At 67.6% G+C, this 14,544-nt stretch carries 13 protein-coding genes, 2 tRNA genes and 2 pseudogenes; 8 read left to right on the plus strand and 9 right to left on the minus strand.

Features of this window, described 5'->3' with window-relative positions:
• Nucleotides 1–26 precede the first annotated feature (26 nt).
• The 3 genes from ACIQJ5_RS06805 to ACIQJ5_RS06815 are packed head-to-tail and all read right to left on the minus strand — an operon-like array spanning nt 27 to nt 1,155.
• Nucleotides 27–506: a DUF2017 family protein gene (locus ACIQJ5_RS06805; RefSeq protein ID WP_402842239.1), complete on the minus strand. Its 480-nt coding sequence runs from the start codon at nt 504–506 to the stop codon at nt 27–29.
• Nucleotides 503–808, minus strand: a complete 306-nt coding sequence (gene clpS, locus ACIQJ5_RS06810; RefSeq protein WP_231089925.1) for an ATP-dependent Clp protease adapter ClpS — start codon at nt 806–808, stop codon at nt 503–505. The genes ACIQJ5_RS06805 and clpS overlap by 4 nt, the downstream gene beginning before the upstream one ends.
• Nucleotides 805–1,155, minus strand: coding sequence for a metallopeptidase family protein (locus ACIQJ5_RS06815; protein ID WP_231089926.1), 351 nt, complete (start codon nt 1,153–1,155; stop codon nt 805–807). Before ACIQJ5_RS06815 ends, clpS begins: the two co-directional genes overlap by 4 nt.
• Before the next feature lie 89 nt (nt 1,156–1,244).
• Here ACIQJ5_RS06815 and ACIQJ5_RS06820 point away from each other — a divergent pair.
• Nucleotides 1,245–2,819 (plus strand): annotated as a pseudogene (locus ACIQJ5_RS06820) (SDR family oxidoreductase).
• 86 nt (nt 2,820–2,905) lie between these two features.
• Here ACIQJ5_RS06820 and ACIQJ5_RS06825 read toward each other — a convergent pair.
• The 4 genes from ACIQJ5_RS06825 to ACIQJ5_RS06840 all read right to left on the minus strand — a co-directional run bounded on the left by ACIQJ5_RS06825 (nt 2,906) and on the right by ACIQJ5_RS06840 (nt 4,155).
• Nucleotides 2,906–2,978, minus strand: a tRNA-His gene (locus ACIQJ5_RS06825).
• A gap of 37 nt (nt 2,979–3,015) precedes the next feature.
• Entirely contained in the window at nt 3,016–3,642 is a 627-nt protein-coding gene (orn, locus tag ACIQJ5_RS06830) for an oligoribonuclease (RefSeq protein ID WP_231089928.1), read from the minus strand.
• Between the two features lie 73 nt (nt 3,643–3,715).
• A tRNA-Arg gene (locus ACIQJ5_RS06835) sits at nt 3,716–3,791 on the minus strand.
• Nucleotides 3,792–3,897: 106 nt separating this feature from the next.
• Nucleotides 3,898–4,155, minus strand: a complete 258-nt coding sequence (locus ACIQJ5_RS06840) for a hypothetical protein (RefSeq protein WP_231089929.1) — start codon at nt 4,153–4,155, stop codon at nt 3,898–3,900.
• Nucleotides 4,156–4,377: 222 nt separating this feature from the next.
• Between ACIQJ5_RS06840 and ssb the strand changes: the two genes are divergently transcribed.
• From ssb to ACIQJ5_RS06860, 4 genes are all read left to right on the plus strand, one after another.
• Nucleotides 4,378–4,887 carry a single-stranded DNA-binding protein gene (ssb, locus tag ACIQJ5_RS06845; protein WP_231089930.1) on the plus strand — a complete coding sequence of 170 codons (510 nt, stop codon included), beginning with the start codon at nt 4,378–4,380 and terminating at the stop codon, nt 4,885–4,887.
• A 153-nt stretch (nt 4,888–5,040) separates the two neighbouring features.
• Entirely contained in the window at nt 5,041–5,580 is a 540-nt protein-coding gene (locus ACIQJ5_RS06850) for a DUF6993 domain-containing protein (RefSeq protein ID WP_231089931.1), read from the plus strand.
• 192 nt (nt 5,581–5,772) lie between these two features.
• Nucleotides 5,773–7,452 (plus strand): energy-dependent translational throttle protein EttA, encoded by a 1,680-nt coding sequence (ettA, locus tag ACIQJ5_RS06855; RefSeq protein WP_231089932.1) that lies wholly within the window; start codon nt 5,773–5,775, stop codon nt 7,450–7,452.
• Nucleotides 7,445–7,927, plus strand: a complete 483-nt coding sequence (locus ACIQJ5_RS06860) for an acyl-CoA thioesterase (RefSeq protein WP_402842246.1) — start codon at nt 7,445–7,447, stop codon at nt 7,925–7,927. Before ettA ends, ACIQJ5_RS06860 begins: the two co-directional genes overlap by 8 nt.
• Nucleotides 7,928–8,441: 514 nt before the next feature.
• On the opposite strand, the gene ACIQJ5_RS06865 is transcribed toward ACIQJ5_RS06860, so the two are convergent.
• The gene (locus ACIQJ5_RS06865) at nt 8,442–9,302 is read right to left on the minus strand and encodes an acyl-CoA thioesterase (RefSeq protein ID WP_402843414.1); all 861 of its coding nucleotides are present in this window, start codon (nt 9,300–9,302) and stop codon (nt 8,442–8,444) included.
• Nucleotides 9,303–9,386: 84 nt separating this feature from the next.
• Between ACIQJ5_RS06865 and ACIQJ5_RS06870 the strand changes: the two genes are divergently transcribed.
• The gene (locus tag ACIQJ5_RS06870; RefSeq protein ID WP_231089934.1) at nt 9,387–10,070 is read left to right on the plus strand and encodes a hypothetical protein; all 684 of its coding nucleotides are present in this window, start codon (nt 9,387–9,389) and stop codon (nt 10,068–10,070) included.
• Between the two features lie 383 nt (nt 10,071–10,453).
• Here ACIQJ5_RS06870 and ACIQJ5_RS06875 read toward each other — a convergent pair.
• Nucleotides 10,454–12,124 (minus strand): annotated as a pseudogene (locus ACIQJ5_RS06875) (FAD-binding dehydrogenase); the annotation flags it as partial.
• Between the two features lie 156 nt (nt 12,125–12,280).
• On the opposite strand from ACIQJ5_RS06875, the gene tdh reads away from it, so the two are divergent.
• Nucleotides 12,281–13,324, plus strand: a complete 1,044-nt coding sequence (gene tdh / locus ACIQJ5_RS06880) for an L-threonine 3-dehydrogenase (RefSeq protein WP_231089936.1) — start codon at nt 12,281–12,283, stop codon at nt 13,322–13,324.
• A 1-nt stretch (nt 13,325) separates the two neighbouring features.
• Nucleotides 13,326–14,510 carry a glycine C-acetyltransferase gene (locus ACIQJ5_RS06885; RefSeq protein WP_231089937.1) on the plus strand — a complete coding sequence of 395 codons (1,185 nt, stop codon included), beginning with the start codon at nt 13,326–13,328 and terminating at the stop codon, nt 14,508–14,510.
• Nucleotides 14,511–14,544 lie beyond the last annotated feature (34 nt).

Raw genomic sequence — 14,544 nt, forward strand, 5'->3', positions numbered from 1 at the left:
CCGCGCGCCGACCGTAGCGAGAGTCGTCAGGAGCTTGCGACCACGACCTGCTCGAGCTGGTAGCCGAGCCATTCGTAGATGCCGACAATGGGGCTGTCCGGATCCAGCACGGCAGGCGCGGGATCCGACCCGGGACCACCTGCAGCGATCCCGAGCCGTGAGGCCAGCACGAGCCGCAGGGCGGACAGAGTGCGCATCCATGCGGGCGCAGTGTGCGCATCGAGGAGGATCGCGGCAGGATCCTGCGTTGAGGCTCGATCGGCCTCGGCCAGAGCATCGGCGACGACGGTGGCGTCGTGCTGCCGCCGGGTCACGCTGTCGGCCTCGGTGAGCCGCCGGAACTCCCTGCTGGCTTCATCGTCGTCCGGGTAGACGCTCGGGGCGAGCCGCGCCAGAGCGGGATCGTCTGCCGCTGACCCCTGCTGCAAGACATCGGTGAACTGAGCCACGAGGTCGGAGAGCACCGCTCGCTCCTGCGCGGACAGGGTGAACTGGCCGGGGGTCACTGCGGTGCCTGCCGAACTGTCGCCCAGAGCCCATAGTCGTGCATCGCCTGCGCGTGCAGCTCCATCTGTTCCCGTGCCCCTTCAGCCACCACGGCATGACCGTCGTTGTGCACGCGTAGCATCAGCGTGTTCGCCTTCTCGGCGCTGAAGCCGAAGTAGTCGCGGAAGACCTTCACGACGTAACTCATCAGGTTCACCGGGTCATCCCACACCACTGTCTGCCAGGGGCGTCCCGGTGATGCGGTCTCCTCCGTGCGCTCGTCCTGCTGCTGGGCGACGTCCGGGAATGCGAGTGCGGTCATGCCCACCCCAGTTCATGCAGCCGTTCGTCGTCTATGCCATAGAAGTGGGCGATCTCATGGACGAGCGTTGTGTGGACCTCGTCGCGCAGCTCCGCGAGTGAATCGACGGCCTGCAGATGCGGTTCACGGTAGACGATGATCCGGTCTGGCAGATCCCCCAGGCCGTATCGCTCGCGCTCGGTCAGCGCCAGGCCGTCATAGAGGCCGAGCAGGTCGAGAGACCCGTCCTCGGGGCGGTCCTCGACCACGAACACCACGTTATCGAGTCCGTCGACCATGTCGTCGGGTAGAAGGTCGAGTTCTTCGATGACGAGCGCTTCGAACGCCGTCGCGTCGAGGTCAATCATCCTTCGAGCGTACCCATATCCGGCGGTCGGCGTCGTCGCTCGCGCGGCTGCGGCCCCACACTGTCGGCGACGTTGCCTACGATGGCTGGATGAGGGCGCGGGATGAGGACACAGAGACGGCAGCGACACTGAGCACGCCCAGCGGTGCGGAGGAGACGTACCGCGCGCGCACCGGGGCGGACGGCTCCGCACCGCGCGTGCTGGTGCTCGGTGCGACGGGATATCTCGGCGGGCGCCTCGTGCCACGACTGCTGGCTGCCGGCTATCGCGTGCGAGCACTCACTCGGGGGGCCACGCGCCTCGAAGGCGCCCCCTGGCGCGACGACGTCGATGTCGTCGACGGCGACGCCACCGATCCGGGCGCCCTGGCGCGCGCCCTCGATGGCGTCGACATCATCTACTACCTGATTCACTCCATGTCGGCCGGCCGGGATTTCGCGGAGCTCGATCGGCGCATCGCTCGTGCGGTGGGGGCAGCGGCGGAGCGAGCCGGGGTGAAGCAGATCATCTACCTCGGCGGACTGCACCCGCGCGATGTGCCGCTCTCGCCGCATCTGAACTCGCGTCGCGAAGTGGGGGAGATCCTCCTCGCAGCCGAGACGCCGACGCTGGTGCTGCAAGCGGGCGTGGTGATCGGTTCCGGCTCCGCCTCCTTCGAAATGATCCGCCATCTCACCGAAGTCCTTCCGGTGATGCCGGCGCCGCGGTGGGTTCGAAACCGCATACAGCCGATCGCGGTGCGTGACGTGCTGCACTACCTGCTGGCTGCGGCGAAGCTCCCGGAACCGGTCAATCGTGCCGTCGACATCGGCGGTCCGGATGTGCTCCGCTACGGGCAGATGATGAACGCCTATGCGGTGGTGGCGGGCCTTCCGCAACGGCGGATCATCGCATTGCCGGTACTCACGCCGCGCCTGGCGTCTCTCTGGGTTGGACTGGTGACACCGGTGCCGCAGCGCATCGCCCGACCGCTCGTGGAGTCGCTGCAGCAGGAGTGCATCATGCAGGATGACGTGATCGACACGCTGATCCCGCCGCCGGCGGCCGGTCTGACCACCTATCGAGACGCTGTTCGGCTGGCGCTGTGACGCATCGAGATGGATGCCGTGGAGACCAGTTGGGTGGATGGGCGCGTGCCGCGTGCACCGAGTGACCCCATGCCCAGTGACCCGGACTGGTCCGGTCGCACGGTCTTCGTCGACGCTCGCGAACGAACGACGCAGGCGTCACCCTCGGCGGTCTGGCGCGTGATCAGTCAGATCGGTGGTGCGCGCGGCTGGTACTCAGCATCGATCCTGTGGGCGCTGCGCGGTGTCATGGACCGGCTGCTCGGGGGAGTGGGACTCCAACGAGGGCGACGGTCGCGATTGACGGTCCGGGTGGGCGATGCGATCGACTTCTGGCGGGTCGAGGCCGTGGAACCGGGGCGGCTCCTGCGACTGCGTGCGGAGATGCGGGTGCCGGGCGATGCCTGGCTGGAGCTGTCGGTCGACCCGACGCCGGACGGCGGCGCCACCTACCGTCAGCGTGCGGTGTTCTTCCCTCGCGGCCTGTCGGGCCGGCTCTACTGGCTCTCGATGCTGCCGTTCCACGGCTTGATCTTCGCCGGTATGGTCAACGAGATCATCGCGGACTCGGAGGGGACTCAGAGTGGGTCTCGCTGACCGGAGACGTGCCGCACGGGCCTGGGAAGGGAGACTCCTCTGAAACGGAGAATCCCCGGAGCCGAACGGCTCCGGGGATTCATCTGGGTGAGTAACGGGGCTTGAACCCGCGACCTCCTGGACCACAACCAGGCGCTCTACCAACTGAGCTATACCCACCGTGTCCCCGCCTCAGCGGGGCAACTCGTCTATTCTGTCACAGGTTCGGACCGAACGATGACACGACGGCTTCCGACACGGCCTTCGCCTGGTCCGAAGTTGGCCCCGGATCAGGCACGAATACGGCGCGACGATAATATTCGAGTTCTCGAATGGACTCGAGGATGTCGGCGAGTGCGCGGTGACCACCATCCTTTTCGGGGGCCTGGAAGTACGCGCGTGGGTACCACCGTCGAGAGAGCTCCTTGATGCTGGAGACGTCTACGTTGCGGTAGTGCAGGTGACGGTCGACGCGGGGCATGTACTTGGCGATGAACATACGATCGGTGCCGATGGTGTTCCCGGCCAGCGGGGCCTTGCCCTCCATCGGGACGAAGCGGCGGATGTACTCGAGCGACAGGTACTCGGCCTCGGCCACGCTCACGCCATCGGGGATCTCCTCGATCAGCCCGGATGTGGTGTGCATGTTGGTGACGAACTCGTTCATGTTGGCCAGCGCCGAGTCGTTCGGCTTGATGACCACGCGGAACCCGGGATCGATGAGATTGAGCTCGAAGTCGGTGATGACGATCGCGATCTCGACGAGTTCGTCGACGGCGAGGTCGAGTCCCGTCATCTCGCAGTCGATCCAGACGAGCCGGTCATTCTCGGCAGCAGAAACCATGCTCACATCCTAGTCGCGGCATATTCGGGCAGCCGAGAGACGGCCGCCCTGGAACGCGCTTCTGGCGGGGATGTGGTCCCCCAGAGGTGATTCGAACACCTGACCGGCGGATTAGAAGGCCGCTGCTCTATCCACTGAGCTACTGGGGGTCGTGCCACCAGAGTATCGGTTCCGGCGACGAGCCGGTGAACGGCTGCCGGCGTCGTGGTGTGCGCCCCCGGAACCGCAGACGCGAGTGTGTCGATGAGGGCCACTTCACATCCAGCGCAGGCAGTCGCAGGCTTCATCTGCGCTCCAGAACTCGCCCACCTCGCGGAAGCCGCCGACGGCGGCGTCGAAGCGGCGAGCCTGGAAACGGGTGCCCGCAGCACGGGCAACGGCCCGGATCTGCCCGAGCACCCGACCGTCTGCCGCGATCACACGCCAGGCGTTCTCGGCCACGGGAAGCAAGCGCTCCCGGACGGTGGTATGCAGGCGCGGCGCGAACCGGGCGGAACTGATGGTGGCGGACATGTGCGTCTCCCTTCTGAGGGCAACGTTAGGCGGGGCCTCGGACATTGCCGCGGGCCGACGTCGTCCCTCCTCCACAGGCGGGCCGATGCGGCGATCGATCCCGCTTTCCCCGATCACTGGCGGTTCGCTTCGCCGGGGCGCGCAGCATGGAACCGATCCGGCGCCGACTCGGGCACGACGGCGCCGGATCACCGGCGGAAGGTCCGCCCTGAAGGGAGAGAAATGACGGAGAACATCACCGTGGTCGGCAACGTTGCGTCCGAGCCGCGACAGGCGGTCAGCGGAGCCGGGGCGACGTACACCTCGTTCCGGCTCGCAACAGACAACCGCAGGTATGACCGGGCGACCGGAGAGTGGATCGACGGCACGCCGAACTGGTTCACGATCTACGTCTGGAGAGCCCTCGGCGAGAACGCCCTCGCCTCCGTCCGGACGGGCGATCGTGTGCTGATCTCGGGCAGGTTGCGTCTACGCGCGTGGACGGATGGGGATCGCCGGGGGACGGCCGCCGAGATCGACGCGGACGCGATGGGTCCCGACCTGCGCTGGGGAACGACGACCTTTCATCGTGCACGGCGTCTGGCGGCGACGGATCCGGACGAAGGCATCGACGTGCCACCCGCTTCGATGGCGCTGACGGACATCGAGGCTCCGCCGGTCGACGCCCAGGATGAGCCGGCAGCTTCGGGGGCGCAGGCGGAACAGTGGGCGGCGACGGCAACCCCGTTCTGAGCGGGCGCGCGGCCGGGCGGGGGAGACGTGGCCCGGTACGAGTACGAGCTGGTGCCGGGCGAAGGAACACGGGTTGCGGCGCTCGGCGATGTGCGAAGGGACACGGGTAGCGGCGCTCAGCAGGTTGACGGGTGGGAACCATAGACTCGCGGGGTGACTCGTCTCCCGCGCCGAACGCTGACCGCCACCGCTCTCCCCGCCGTGATCGCGATCACGGGGATGCTGCTGCTTGCCGGCTGCACTCCCACGGAGAGTGCCGATCCCGCGCCTGCATCGTCCGATACCGTCGCACCGGAAGCCGCCGCAACCGCGCAGCCGAGCGAGGCTGCGTCCGAGGAGCCGGCTGCCCCTGCTGCTCCCGCCGCATTCGTGCCCGATGGGAACGCCGCGGCGAACCTTCCCATCTTCACCCAGACGGTTGCAGCAGTCTGGGCATCGGATGCGAAGGACCAGGGGCGGGCATACATCGACGCTCTCGTGGCTGTGGGATTCGACAAGGCGGCGATGCAGGTGACTGCTGACCGCACCACGATCGGCGACCCGGCGGAGAGTATCCAGTTCTCGGTGGTCTTCGCCGGCGAGTGTCTGGTCGGCCAGGTCGGGCCGGCCACGGGCGAGCCCCACACCGTGATCGCCCCCGTGCTGAGCACGGGCGCCTGCCTCGTCGGCGGAACGCGACCCATCGACTGGTGACCGCGCCCGTCCCGCTGCGGCGGTGCAGCCGGGTCGTGATCGACGGCGCGGACGCGCGGCCGGCTCGCCGGGCCTTTCCCTGGCTGCGCCGGTAGACTCGGATCCGGTGCGCGGTTGGTCGCGCACCGGCAGACTTCGCCGCGACAGTGCGGCGCGATCAACACCCATCACACAAAGGGACGTGAACCAGGTTTGGCTGAATACATCTACCAGATGGTGCGAGCTCGCAAGGCCGTCGGTGAGAAGCTCATCCTCGACGACGTAACGATGGCGTTCCTCCCGGGCGCCAAGATCGGCATGGTCGGCCCGAACGGTGCCGGTAAGTCGACGATCCTCAAGATCATGGCCGGGCTGGACACGCCGTCCAACGGTGACGCGACGCTCACCCCGGGCTTCTCGGTGGGCATCCTCATGCAGGAGCCCGAGCTGGACGAGGACAAGACGGTGCTGGAGAACATCCAGTCCGGCGTCGCCATCAAGGCCAAGCTCGACCGCTTCAACGAGATCTCCGCGCTCATGGCGGATCCCGACGCCGACTTCGATGCGCTGCTGGCCGAGATGGGACAGCTGCAGGAGGAGATCGACGCCGCCGACGCATGGGACCTCGACGCGCAGCTCGAGCAGGCCATGGATGCGCTTCGCACCCCGCCCGGGGACGCTGACATCAAGAACCTCTCGGGTGGTGAGAAGCGCCGCGTCGCCCTGGCCAAGCTGCTCCTGCAGAAGCCCGATCTGCTGCTCCTGGACGAGCCCACCAACCACCTGGACGCGGAGAGCGTGCTGTGGCTGGAGCAGCACCTGCAGAAGTACCCCGGCGCTGTCATCGCCATCACCCACGACCGCTACTTCCTCGACCACGTGGCCGAATGGATCGCCGAGGTCGACCGTGGCCGTCTGATCGGCTACGAGGGCAACTACTCCACCTACCTGGAGAAGAAGCAGGAGCGTCTGGCCATCCAGGGCAAGAAGGACGCCAAGCTCGCCAAGCGCCTCTCCGAGGAGCTCGAGTGGGTGCGCTCGAACGCCAAGGGCCGTCAGGTCAAGTCGAAGGCGCGTCTGGCCCGCTACGAGGAAATGGCGGCCGAGGCGGAGCGGACGAAGAAGCTCGACTTCGAGGAGATCCAGATCCCCGCGGGTCCGCGTCTCGGCAACATCGTGATCGAGGCGAAGAACCTGAAGAAGGGCTTCGACGGCCGCTCGCTGATCGACGGACTCAGCTTCTCGCTGCCGCCGAACGGCATCGTCGGCGTCATCGGCCCGAACGGTGTGGGTAAGACCACGCTGTTCAAGACGATCGTCGGTCTTGAGCCCCTGGACGGCGGTGACCTGAAGATCGGTGAGACGGTCAAGATCAGCTACGTCGACCAGTCCCGGGCGAACATCGATCCGGAGAAGACGCTGTGGGAGGTCGTCTCTGACGGCCTGGACATCATCACCGTCGGCAAGACCGAGATTCCCTCGCGTGCCTACGTTTCCAAGTTCGGCTTCAAGGGACCGGACCAGCAGAAGAAGGCTGGTGTGCTCTCCGGTGGTGAGCGCAACCGCCTGAACCTGGCGCTGACGCTGAAGGAGGGTGGCAACCTGCTGCTCCTCGACGAGCCCACCAACGACCTGGATGTCGAGACACTCTCGAGCCTGGAGAACGCGCTGCTCGAGTTCCCGGGCTGCGCCGTGGTCATCACCCACGACCGCTGGTTCCTGGACCGCATCGCGACGCACATCCTGGCCTACGAGGGCACCGACGAGAAGCCCGACCAGTGGTACTGGTTCGAGGGCAACTTCGAGTCGTACGAGGAGAACAAGATCGCCCGCCTCGGTGCCGACGCGGCCAAGCCGCACCGCTCGACGCACCGGAAGCTCACGCGTGACTGACAGCGTGCGTCTGCACGTTCCCATCCACCTCCGGTGGGGTGATCTCGACGCGTTCAACCATGTGAACAACACGTCGATGCTGAAGCTCCTGGAGGAGGTCCGGGTCCGGGCGTTCTGGCGCCCGGGTCCCGGTGAGGAGGCGCCGGATACGGCGGTGCTGGACTCGGGGATCTCCGCCGGACTGCTCACGCTGATCGCGCGGCAGGAGATCGAGTACCTCGCTCCGGTGCCGTATCAGCGCAATCCGCTCGACGTGCAGATGTGGTTCTCGAAGCTGGGCGGATCCAGCATGGAGATCTGCTACGAGGTCTACTCGCCCGCCGACGGTGCGGATCAGACGCTCTATGCGCGGGCAACGTCTGTCGTTGTGATGGTCGACGCCGAGTCGGGCCGGCCGGTCCGCTTGGACGATGAGCAGCGCGCCGCGTGGAGTCCCTACCTCGGCGAGCCGATCACATACACGCATCGACGGTGAACATGCACGAACCCCCGGGTAGAGATCATCCCCGGGGGTTCGTCCGTTACCGTGCGGTCGATGCCGGCTTAGCGCGTGTCAATGTCGGGGACGCGCACCATCAGTTCCTGCGCCACCGTGGCGACGAGCAGTAGTTGTGCCGTGGGTAGATGTCGTGTGCTCCTATGCGGTTGATGCCGGCTTAGGGCGTGTCAGTGTGGGGGACGCGCGCCACCAGTTTCTGGGTCACCGAGGCGACGAGCAGTGCCGTGGGTGGATGCCGTGTGCCGCTGTGCGGTCGGTGCCGGCTTAGGGCGTGTCGGTGTGGGGGACGCGTACCGTCAGTTCCTGGGTCATCGAGGCGACGAGCGGAAGTTGTGCCATGGGTGGATGTCGTGTGTCCCTGTGCGGTCGGTGCCCGCTTAGGGCGTGTCAGTGTGGGGGACGCGCACCGTCGGTTCCTGGGTCATCGAGGCGACAAGCAGAAGTGGTGCCATGGGTGGATGCCGTGTGCCGCTGTGCGGTCGGTGCCCGCTTAGGGCGTGTCAGTGTCGGGGACGCGCACCATCAGTTCCTGCGCCACCGTGGCGACGAGCAGTCCGTCACGCGTGTAGATGCGCCCGGTGGACAGGCCCCGTCCGCCCCGCGCGCTCGGGGACTCCTGGGCGTAGAGCAGCCAGTCGTCCACTCGGGCGTCACGGTGCCACCACATCGCGTGGTCCAGGCTCGCCACTTTCAATCCGGGAGTGGCCCACGGAACACCGTGGGCACGCAGGACCGAATCCTGGATGGTGAGGTCGCTCATGAACGCCAGCGTGGCCCGGTGCAGCCAGGCGTCGTCGGGCATCGTGGCTCGTACACGGAACCACAGCGCCTGATGGGCGACGTGAGCGCCGTCGACGCGCAGGTGGATCGGTGCATCGACGTAGCGGGTCTCGATCGGGTGCTCGGTGAAGAAGCGGTGACGTCCATCTCCGGGATCCAGGTCTCGCACGAGGGCGAGTGCATCGGGCAGATCCTCCGGCTGCGCGATGCCGGACGGCATCTCTTCCTGGTGTTCGAGGCCCGGCCCCGGATCCTGGAACGACGCGATCATGGAGAAGATCGGACGCCCGTCCTGATACGCCTGCGCGCGACGGGTCGAGAACGAGCGACCGTCGTGGATCCGATCCACGGCCAGGGTGAGCCCCTGCGCGGCATCGCCCGGTCGCAGGAAGTAGCCGTGCATGGAGTGGACGACGCGGCCCGGATCCAGCGTGCGCTGCGCCGCCACCACCGACTGCGCGAGCACCTGCCCGCCGAAGATGCGGCCGTGCGGCATCGGCAACGAATGCCCGGTGAAGATGTCCTCCGTGGTCCGCGCGTCGGAACCCGCCAGATCCAGCACGTCGATCATCGCGGCGACGGATGCCGCCGGGTCGTAATCGCTCACTCGTCCTCCTCCGGAGCCCGTCTCAGGCACCGTTGTTAGTGTAGACAAGTGCCCCACAGCCTCCTTCTCGCCGACACTCAGACGGCCGCCGATTTCCTCACGTTCGCGGGCCGCGCGGCGCGGATCGCGGACGAAGGGATCCGGCTGCAAGCAGCAGGTGGCGTGCTGCGCATGTCGGCGGCGACCCTCGCACCGCAAGGGCTCCTGGATGCGACACCCACGGTGATCGGCATGCGCATCCTCGCGGCGGATCCCGAGCTCGTGTGCGACATCACGGTGCCCGCGCAGTCCTTGCAGCGCGACCCGGTCAACGAAGCGGCGATCGCACTGCCGGAGACAGCCCTGAACCCGGCGTGGACGGGCGTCGCACCGCCGCAGGCCGGGTGGGAGCTCATCGGAACGATCTCGGCGGAGCATCTGTCGGCTCTGGCCTCGCACGGCATCTCCATCGTGGCCGGACGGGTACCCTCCGGCACCGGCGAGGAGATCGTCCGCTCGGTTCGCGCCTCTGTCTGGGGGCCGCTGGATGACACGCTGTTCGACGCGCCGCGCGGGGTGGCTTTCACCGCGGATGCGCTGGGCTTCATCTCCTCCCGGAGGCCAGGGGAGGAAGCCGCTGTTTTCCGCGCGGGACGCTGGACCCGTTTCTCCACGCCGGGAGGCCACGTGCTCTCGCGGGGGCCCGCGCGGGTCGGCCTCACCGATGTTCGCCGGACGGGTGCCGCCGTCTGACGTCTCCCGGGCCGGAGGTCCCGGCGCTGGCCCGCACCACACGGCGGCGAGTGCCGGCACATGCGCGCGGAACAGCCACCTGGTCTCGTCGGGAGCGGTGTCGGCGTCGGGCGGTGTTGAATCGGACCGCTCTCGCAGGGGGAGACGGTTGTATGAGCGGGGCGGTGTCGGCGTCGGGTGGGGTGTCAAATTGGGCCGCTCTCGCAGGGGGAGCCGCTCGTGTGAGCGGAGTGGTGTCGGCGTCGGGCGGTGTTGAATCGGGCCGGCCTTGAAGGAGAGACGCTCGTGTAAGCGGGACAGCCCAAAGCCATCGCGGAAGCGGTGGCGGCAACACGACGATGGCGGAGATCGGGGAGCGGACCGCGGATCTCTCCGGCCTGGCGCTAGTGCTGGGCGAGCGCGCGCCCAACCTGGCGCCCCGAGAACAGGCAACCGCCGACGAACGTGCCCTCCAGAGCCCGATAGCCGTGCACGCCGCCCCCGCCGAAGCCGCTCGCCTCGCCCGCCGCGAACAGACCGCGGATCGGCTCACCGGCGCCGTCCAGTACACGCCCGTTGAGATCGGTTTCGAAGCCGCCGAGCGACTTCCGGGTCAGCACGTGGAGCTTGACGGCGATCAACGGTCCCGAGGCCGGATCCGTCAGCCGGTGCGGCGCTGCCGTGCGTATGAGCCGGTCGCCGCGGTATGCGCGTGCGGAGCGGAGCATCGCGATCTGCGCGTCCTTCGTGAAGTCGTTCGCCATCTCGCGATCGCGAGCCTCTACCTCGCGCACCACCTGGTCGCGCTCGAGCGCCTCGCCTCCGGGAAGCTCCTGCATGCGATCGATCAGCCGATCGAGGGAGGACTCCACGACGAAGTCCTCGCCGCGGTCCAGGAACGCCTGCACGGGACCCGGCGCGCCGCCGGAGAGGCGCGTGGTGGCCAGAAGTCTGAGGTCCTTTCCCGTGAGGTCGGGGTTCTGCTCGCTGCCGGAGAGCGCGAACTCCTTCTCCACGATCTTCTGGGTCAGGATGAACCAGGAGTGATCGTGGCCGGTGCGCCGCAGGTGCTCAAGAGTGCCCAGTGTGTCGAAACCGGGAAACAACGGAACCGGCAGGCGGTGTCCCGTGGCATCCAGCCAGAGCGAGGACGGCCCGGGGAGGATTCTGATGCCGTGCCCGGGCCAGACCGGATCCCAGTTGCGGATTCCCTCGACGTAGTGCCACATCCGATCGCCGTTGATGAGGTTCCCGCCGGCCGCGGCACCGACGGCCTGCATCGACCCGTCCACATACGCGGGCACTCCGGTGAGCATTTCGACCGGCGGAGTTCCGAGGCGCTGCGGCCAGGCGGCACGCACGAGGTCGTGGTTTCCTCCGATGCCACCGGAGGCGATCACGACGGCATCGGCCACGATGTCGAACGCGCCGACCACTTCGCGGGATGTCGCGATTCCGCGCGCGGCGCCACTGGGGGAGAGGATGTCCCCCGACGCTCCCGTGACGGCACCGTCGGTCACGGCCAGGGTCGTCACCCGGTGGCGGGGCAGGACGGTCACGGAGCCCCCGATCTCGGCCTCGTCCACGTAGTCCGTGAACGGCTGGACGATGCCGGCTCCGGTGCCCCAGGTGATGTGGAATCGGGGTACCGAGTTTCCCGGCCCGAGTGCCGTGTAGCCGCCCCGCTCCGCCCACCCGACGATGGGGAAGAACCCTACGCCCAGGGAACGCAGCCAGGAGCGTTTCTCGCCCGCGGCGAACTGCAGGTACGCCTCGGCCCAGGCACGTGGCCAATGATCCTCCGGGCGGTCGAATCCGGCGGTGGCGAACCAGTCCTGCCGTGCCAGCTCCAGGCTGTCGTGGACCCCCATGCGTCGCTGTTCCGGGGAGTCGATGAAGAAGAGCCCGCCGAAGGACCACCATGCCTGACCGCCCAGGTTGGTTCGTGGTTCCTGATCGACGATCGTGACGCGCTTGCCGGCACGAGCGGCCTCCCGAGCGGCGACGAGGCCGGCAAGACCCCAGCCGATGATCAGGACGTCAGTGCGGTGAACGCTCACAGATTCTCCTTCGGCCGCGGCTTTCCCCTGACGCTATCGGGTGTGGGGCACTCAGTGGAACAGGCCCGCGCGATACGATCGACCTCGTTCCTCTCGTCGTATGCGCCCACCACGCGCTCGCGCCCGTGCGCACGACGGACTGTTCACGAGACATGGGAGATGGATGCGGCGATGAAGGCGCTCATCAAGAACGAACCCGGACCGGGGCTGGCGCTGACCGATGTGCCGGAACCGGTGACCGGAGCATCGGATGTGAAGATCCGGGTGCTGCGCACCGGCATCTGCGGCACCGATCTCCACATCGAGAAATGGGATGACTGGGCGGCGAGCACGCTGCGGCCGCCGATCATCCCGGGCCACGAGTTCAGCGGCGAGGTGGTGGAGGTCGGCTCCCTCGTCCACGATGTCGCCGTGGGTGATCTGGTCTCGGGTGAAGGCCACGTCGTATGCGGGATGTGCCGGAACTGCCGTGCCGGACGGGCCCACATGTGCATCCGGACGAAGGGGGTGGGCGTCAACCGTGATGGCGCCTTCGCGGAGTACGTCGTCATCCCCGGGAAGAACGTCTGGGTCCACCAGCCCGGCACCGATCCGGATGTCGCCGCGATCTTCGATCCGTTCGGCAACGCCGTCCACACCGCGCTGAAGTTCGGCGTCGTGGGTGAGGATGTGCTCGTCACCGGCTGCGGCCCGATCGGCCTCATGGCGATCGCCGTCGCCCGCCATGTGGGCGCACGCTTCGTCGTGGCCACGGACATCTCGCAGCCGCGTCTGGAGATGGCGCTGCGCATGGGCGCGGATGCCGCCGTGGACGTGTCCCACGAGCGGGTCGCCGACGTGCAGCACACGCTCGGGATGAAGGAGGGCTTCGACGTCGGCTTCGAGATGTCGGGATCGCCTGCGGCGCTCGGCGAGATGATCGAGAACATGAACCACGGCGGGCGGATCGCCATGCTGGGCTTGCCGGCTGAGCCGTTCCCGATCGACTGGAGCAAGGTCGTCACCCACATGCTGACCCTCTCGGGCATCTACGGCCGGGAGATGTTCGAGACGTGGAACTCGATGAGTGCGATGCTGCAGTCGAGTCCTCAGCTGCGCGAACGGCTCTCGTCGATCATCTCGGACCGCTATCCGGCCTCACGCTGGCGTGAGGCGTTCGACGTGGCGGCCTCGGGCGGCGTCGGCAAGGTCATCATCGATTGGACGGAGATCTGACATGTACACGACCATGCGAGAGCAGCTCCAGCAGGAGCTGGACGGCATCGAGCAGGCCGGACTCACAAAGCGGGAGCGCGGCATCCGCGGACCGCAGGGTGCCCTGGTGGAGGTCGGAGGTTCGGAGGTACTGAACTTCTGCGCGAACAATTATCTGGGTCTCGCCGATGACCCGCGGATCGTGGCCGCTGCCAAGGCGGGGCTCGACGAATGGGGATACGGCCTGGCGAGCGTGCGATTCATCTGTGGCACGCAGGAGCAGCATCTGCAGCTGGAGCGCGCGCTGTCGGACTTCCTCGGGTACGACGATACGATCCTGTTTTCCTCCTGCTTCGACGCGAACGGCGGAGTGTTCGAGGTGCTGTTCGGCGCTGAGGACGCCATCATCTCCGATGAGCTGAATCACGCCTCGATCATTGACGGCATCCGCCTCTCCAAGGCCGCGCGCCTGCGTTACCGCAACCGCGACATGGCCGATCTGGAGGCGAAGCTGCAGGAGACCGCGGGTGCGCGGCGCCGCGTGATCGTCACCGACGGCGTGTTCTCCATGGACGGCTACATCGCCCCGCTGCAGGAGATCTGCGATCTGGCGGAGCGGTACGACGCTCTCGTCTTCGTGGACGACTCCCACGCTGTCGGCTTCGTCGGGGACAAGGGCCGCGGCACGCCGGAGCTGTGCGGTGTCGAGGGTCGTGTGGACATCACCACCGGCACGTTCGGCAAGGCGCTCGGCGGTGCGTCCGGGGGATACGTGAGCGGACACGCGGAGATCATCGCGCTGCTGCGTCAGCGGGCGCGGCCGTACCTGTTCTCCAACACCCTGGCCCCCTCGATCGTGGCGGGAACGCTGCGCACACTCGAACTCCTCACGGAGTCGGACGACCTTCGCGTGACGCTGCGCCGCAATGCCGCTCTCTTCCGGGAACTGATGACCGCGGCGGGTTTCGATCTGCTGCCCGGCGAGCACGCCATCGTCCCGGTGATGTTCGGGGATGCTCGGCTCACCGCCGACATGGCCGATGAACTGCAGCGGCAGGGCGTCTACGTGACGGCGTTCAGCTTCCCCGTCGTGCCGCGCGAGCAGGCGCGCATCCGGGTACAGCTCTCCGCGGCGCACACCGAGGAGGAGATCCATCGCTGCGTCGCGGCCTTCGTGGCGGCGCGGGACGTGGTGCGCTCCGCATGAGGTGACGGAGGGCGTCGCGTGACGCGGCGCCCTC

The sequence above is a fragment of the Microbacterium sp. GXS0129 genome (assembly GCF_044769785.1).
Taxonomy (GTDB): Bacteria; Actinomycetota; Actinomycetes; order Actinomycetales; family Microbacteriaceae; genus Microbacterium; species Microbacterium nymphoidis.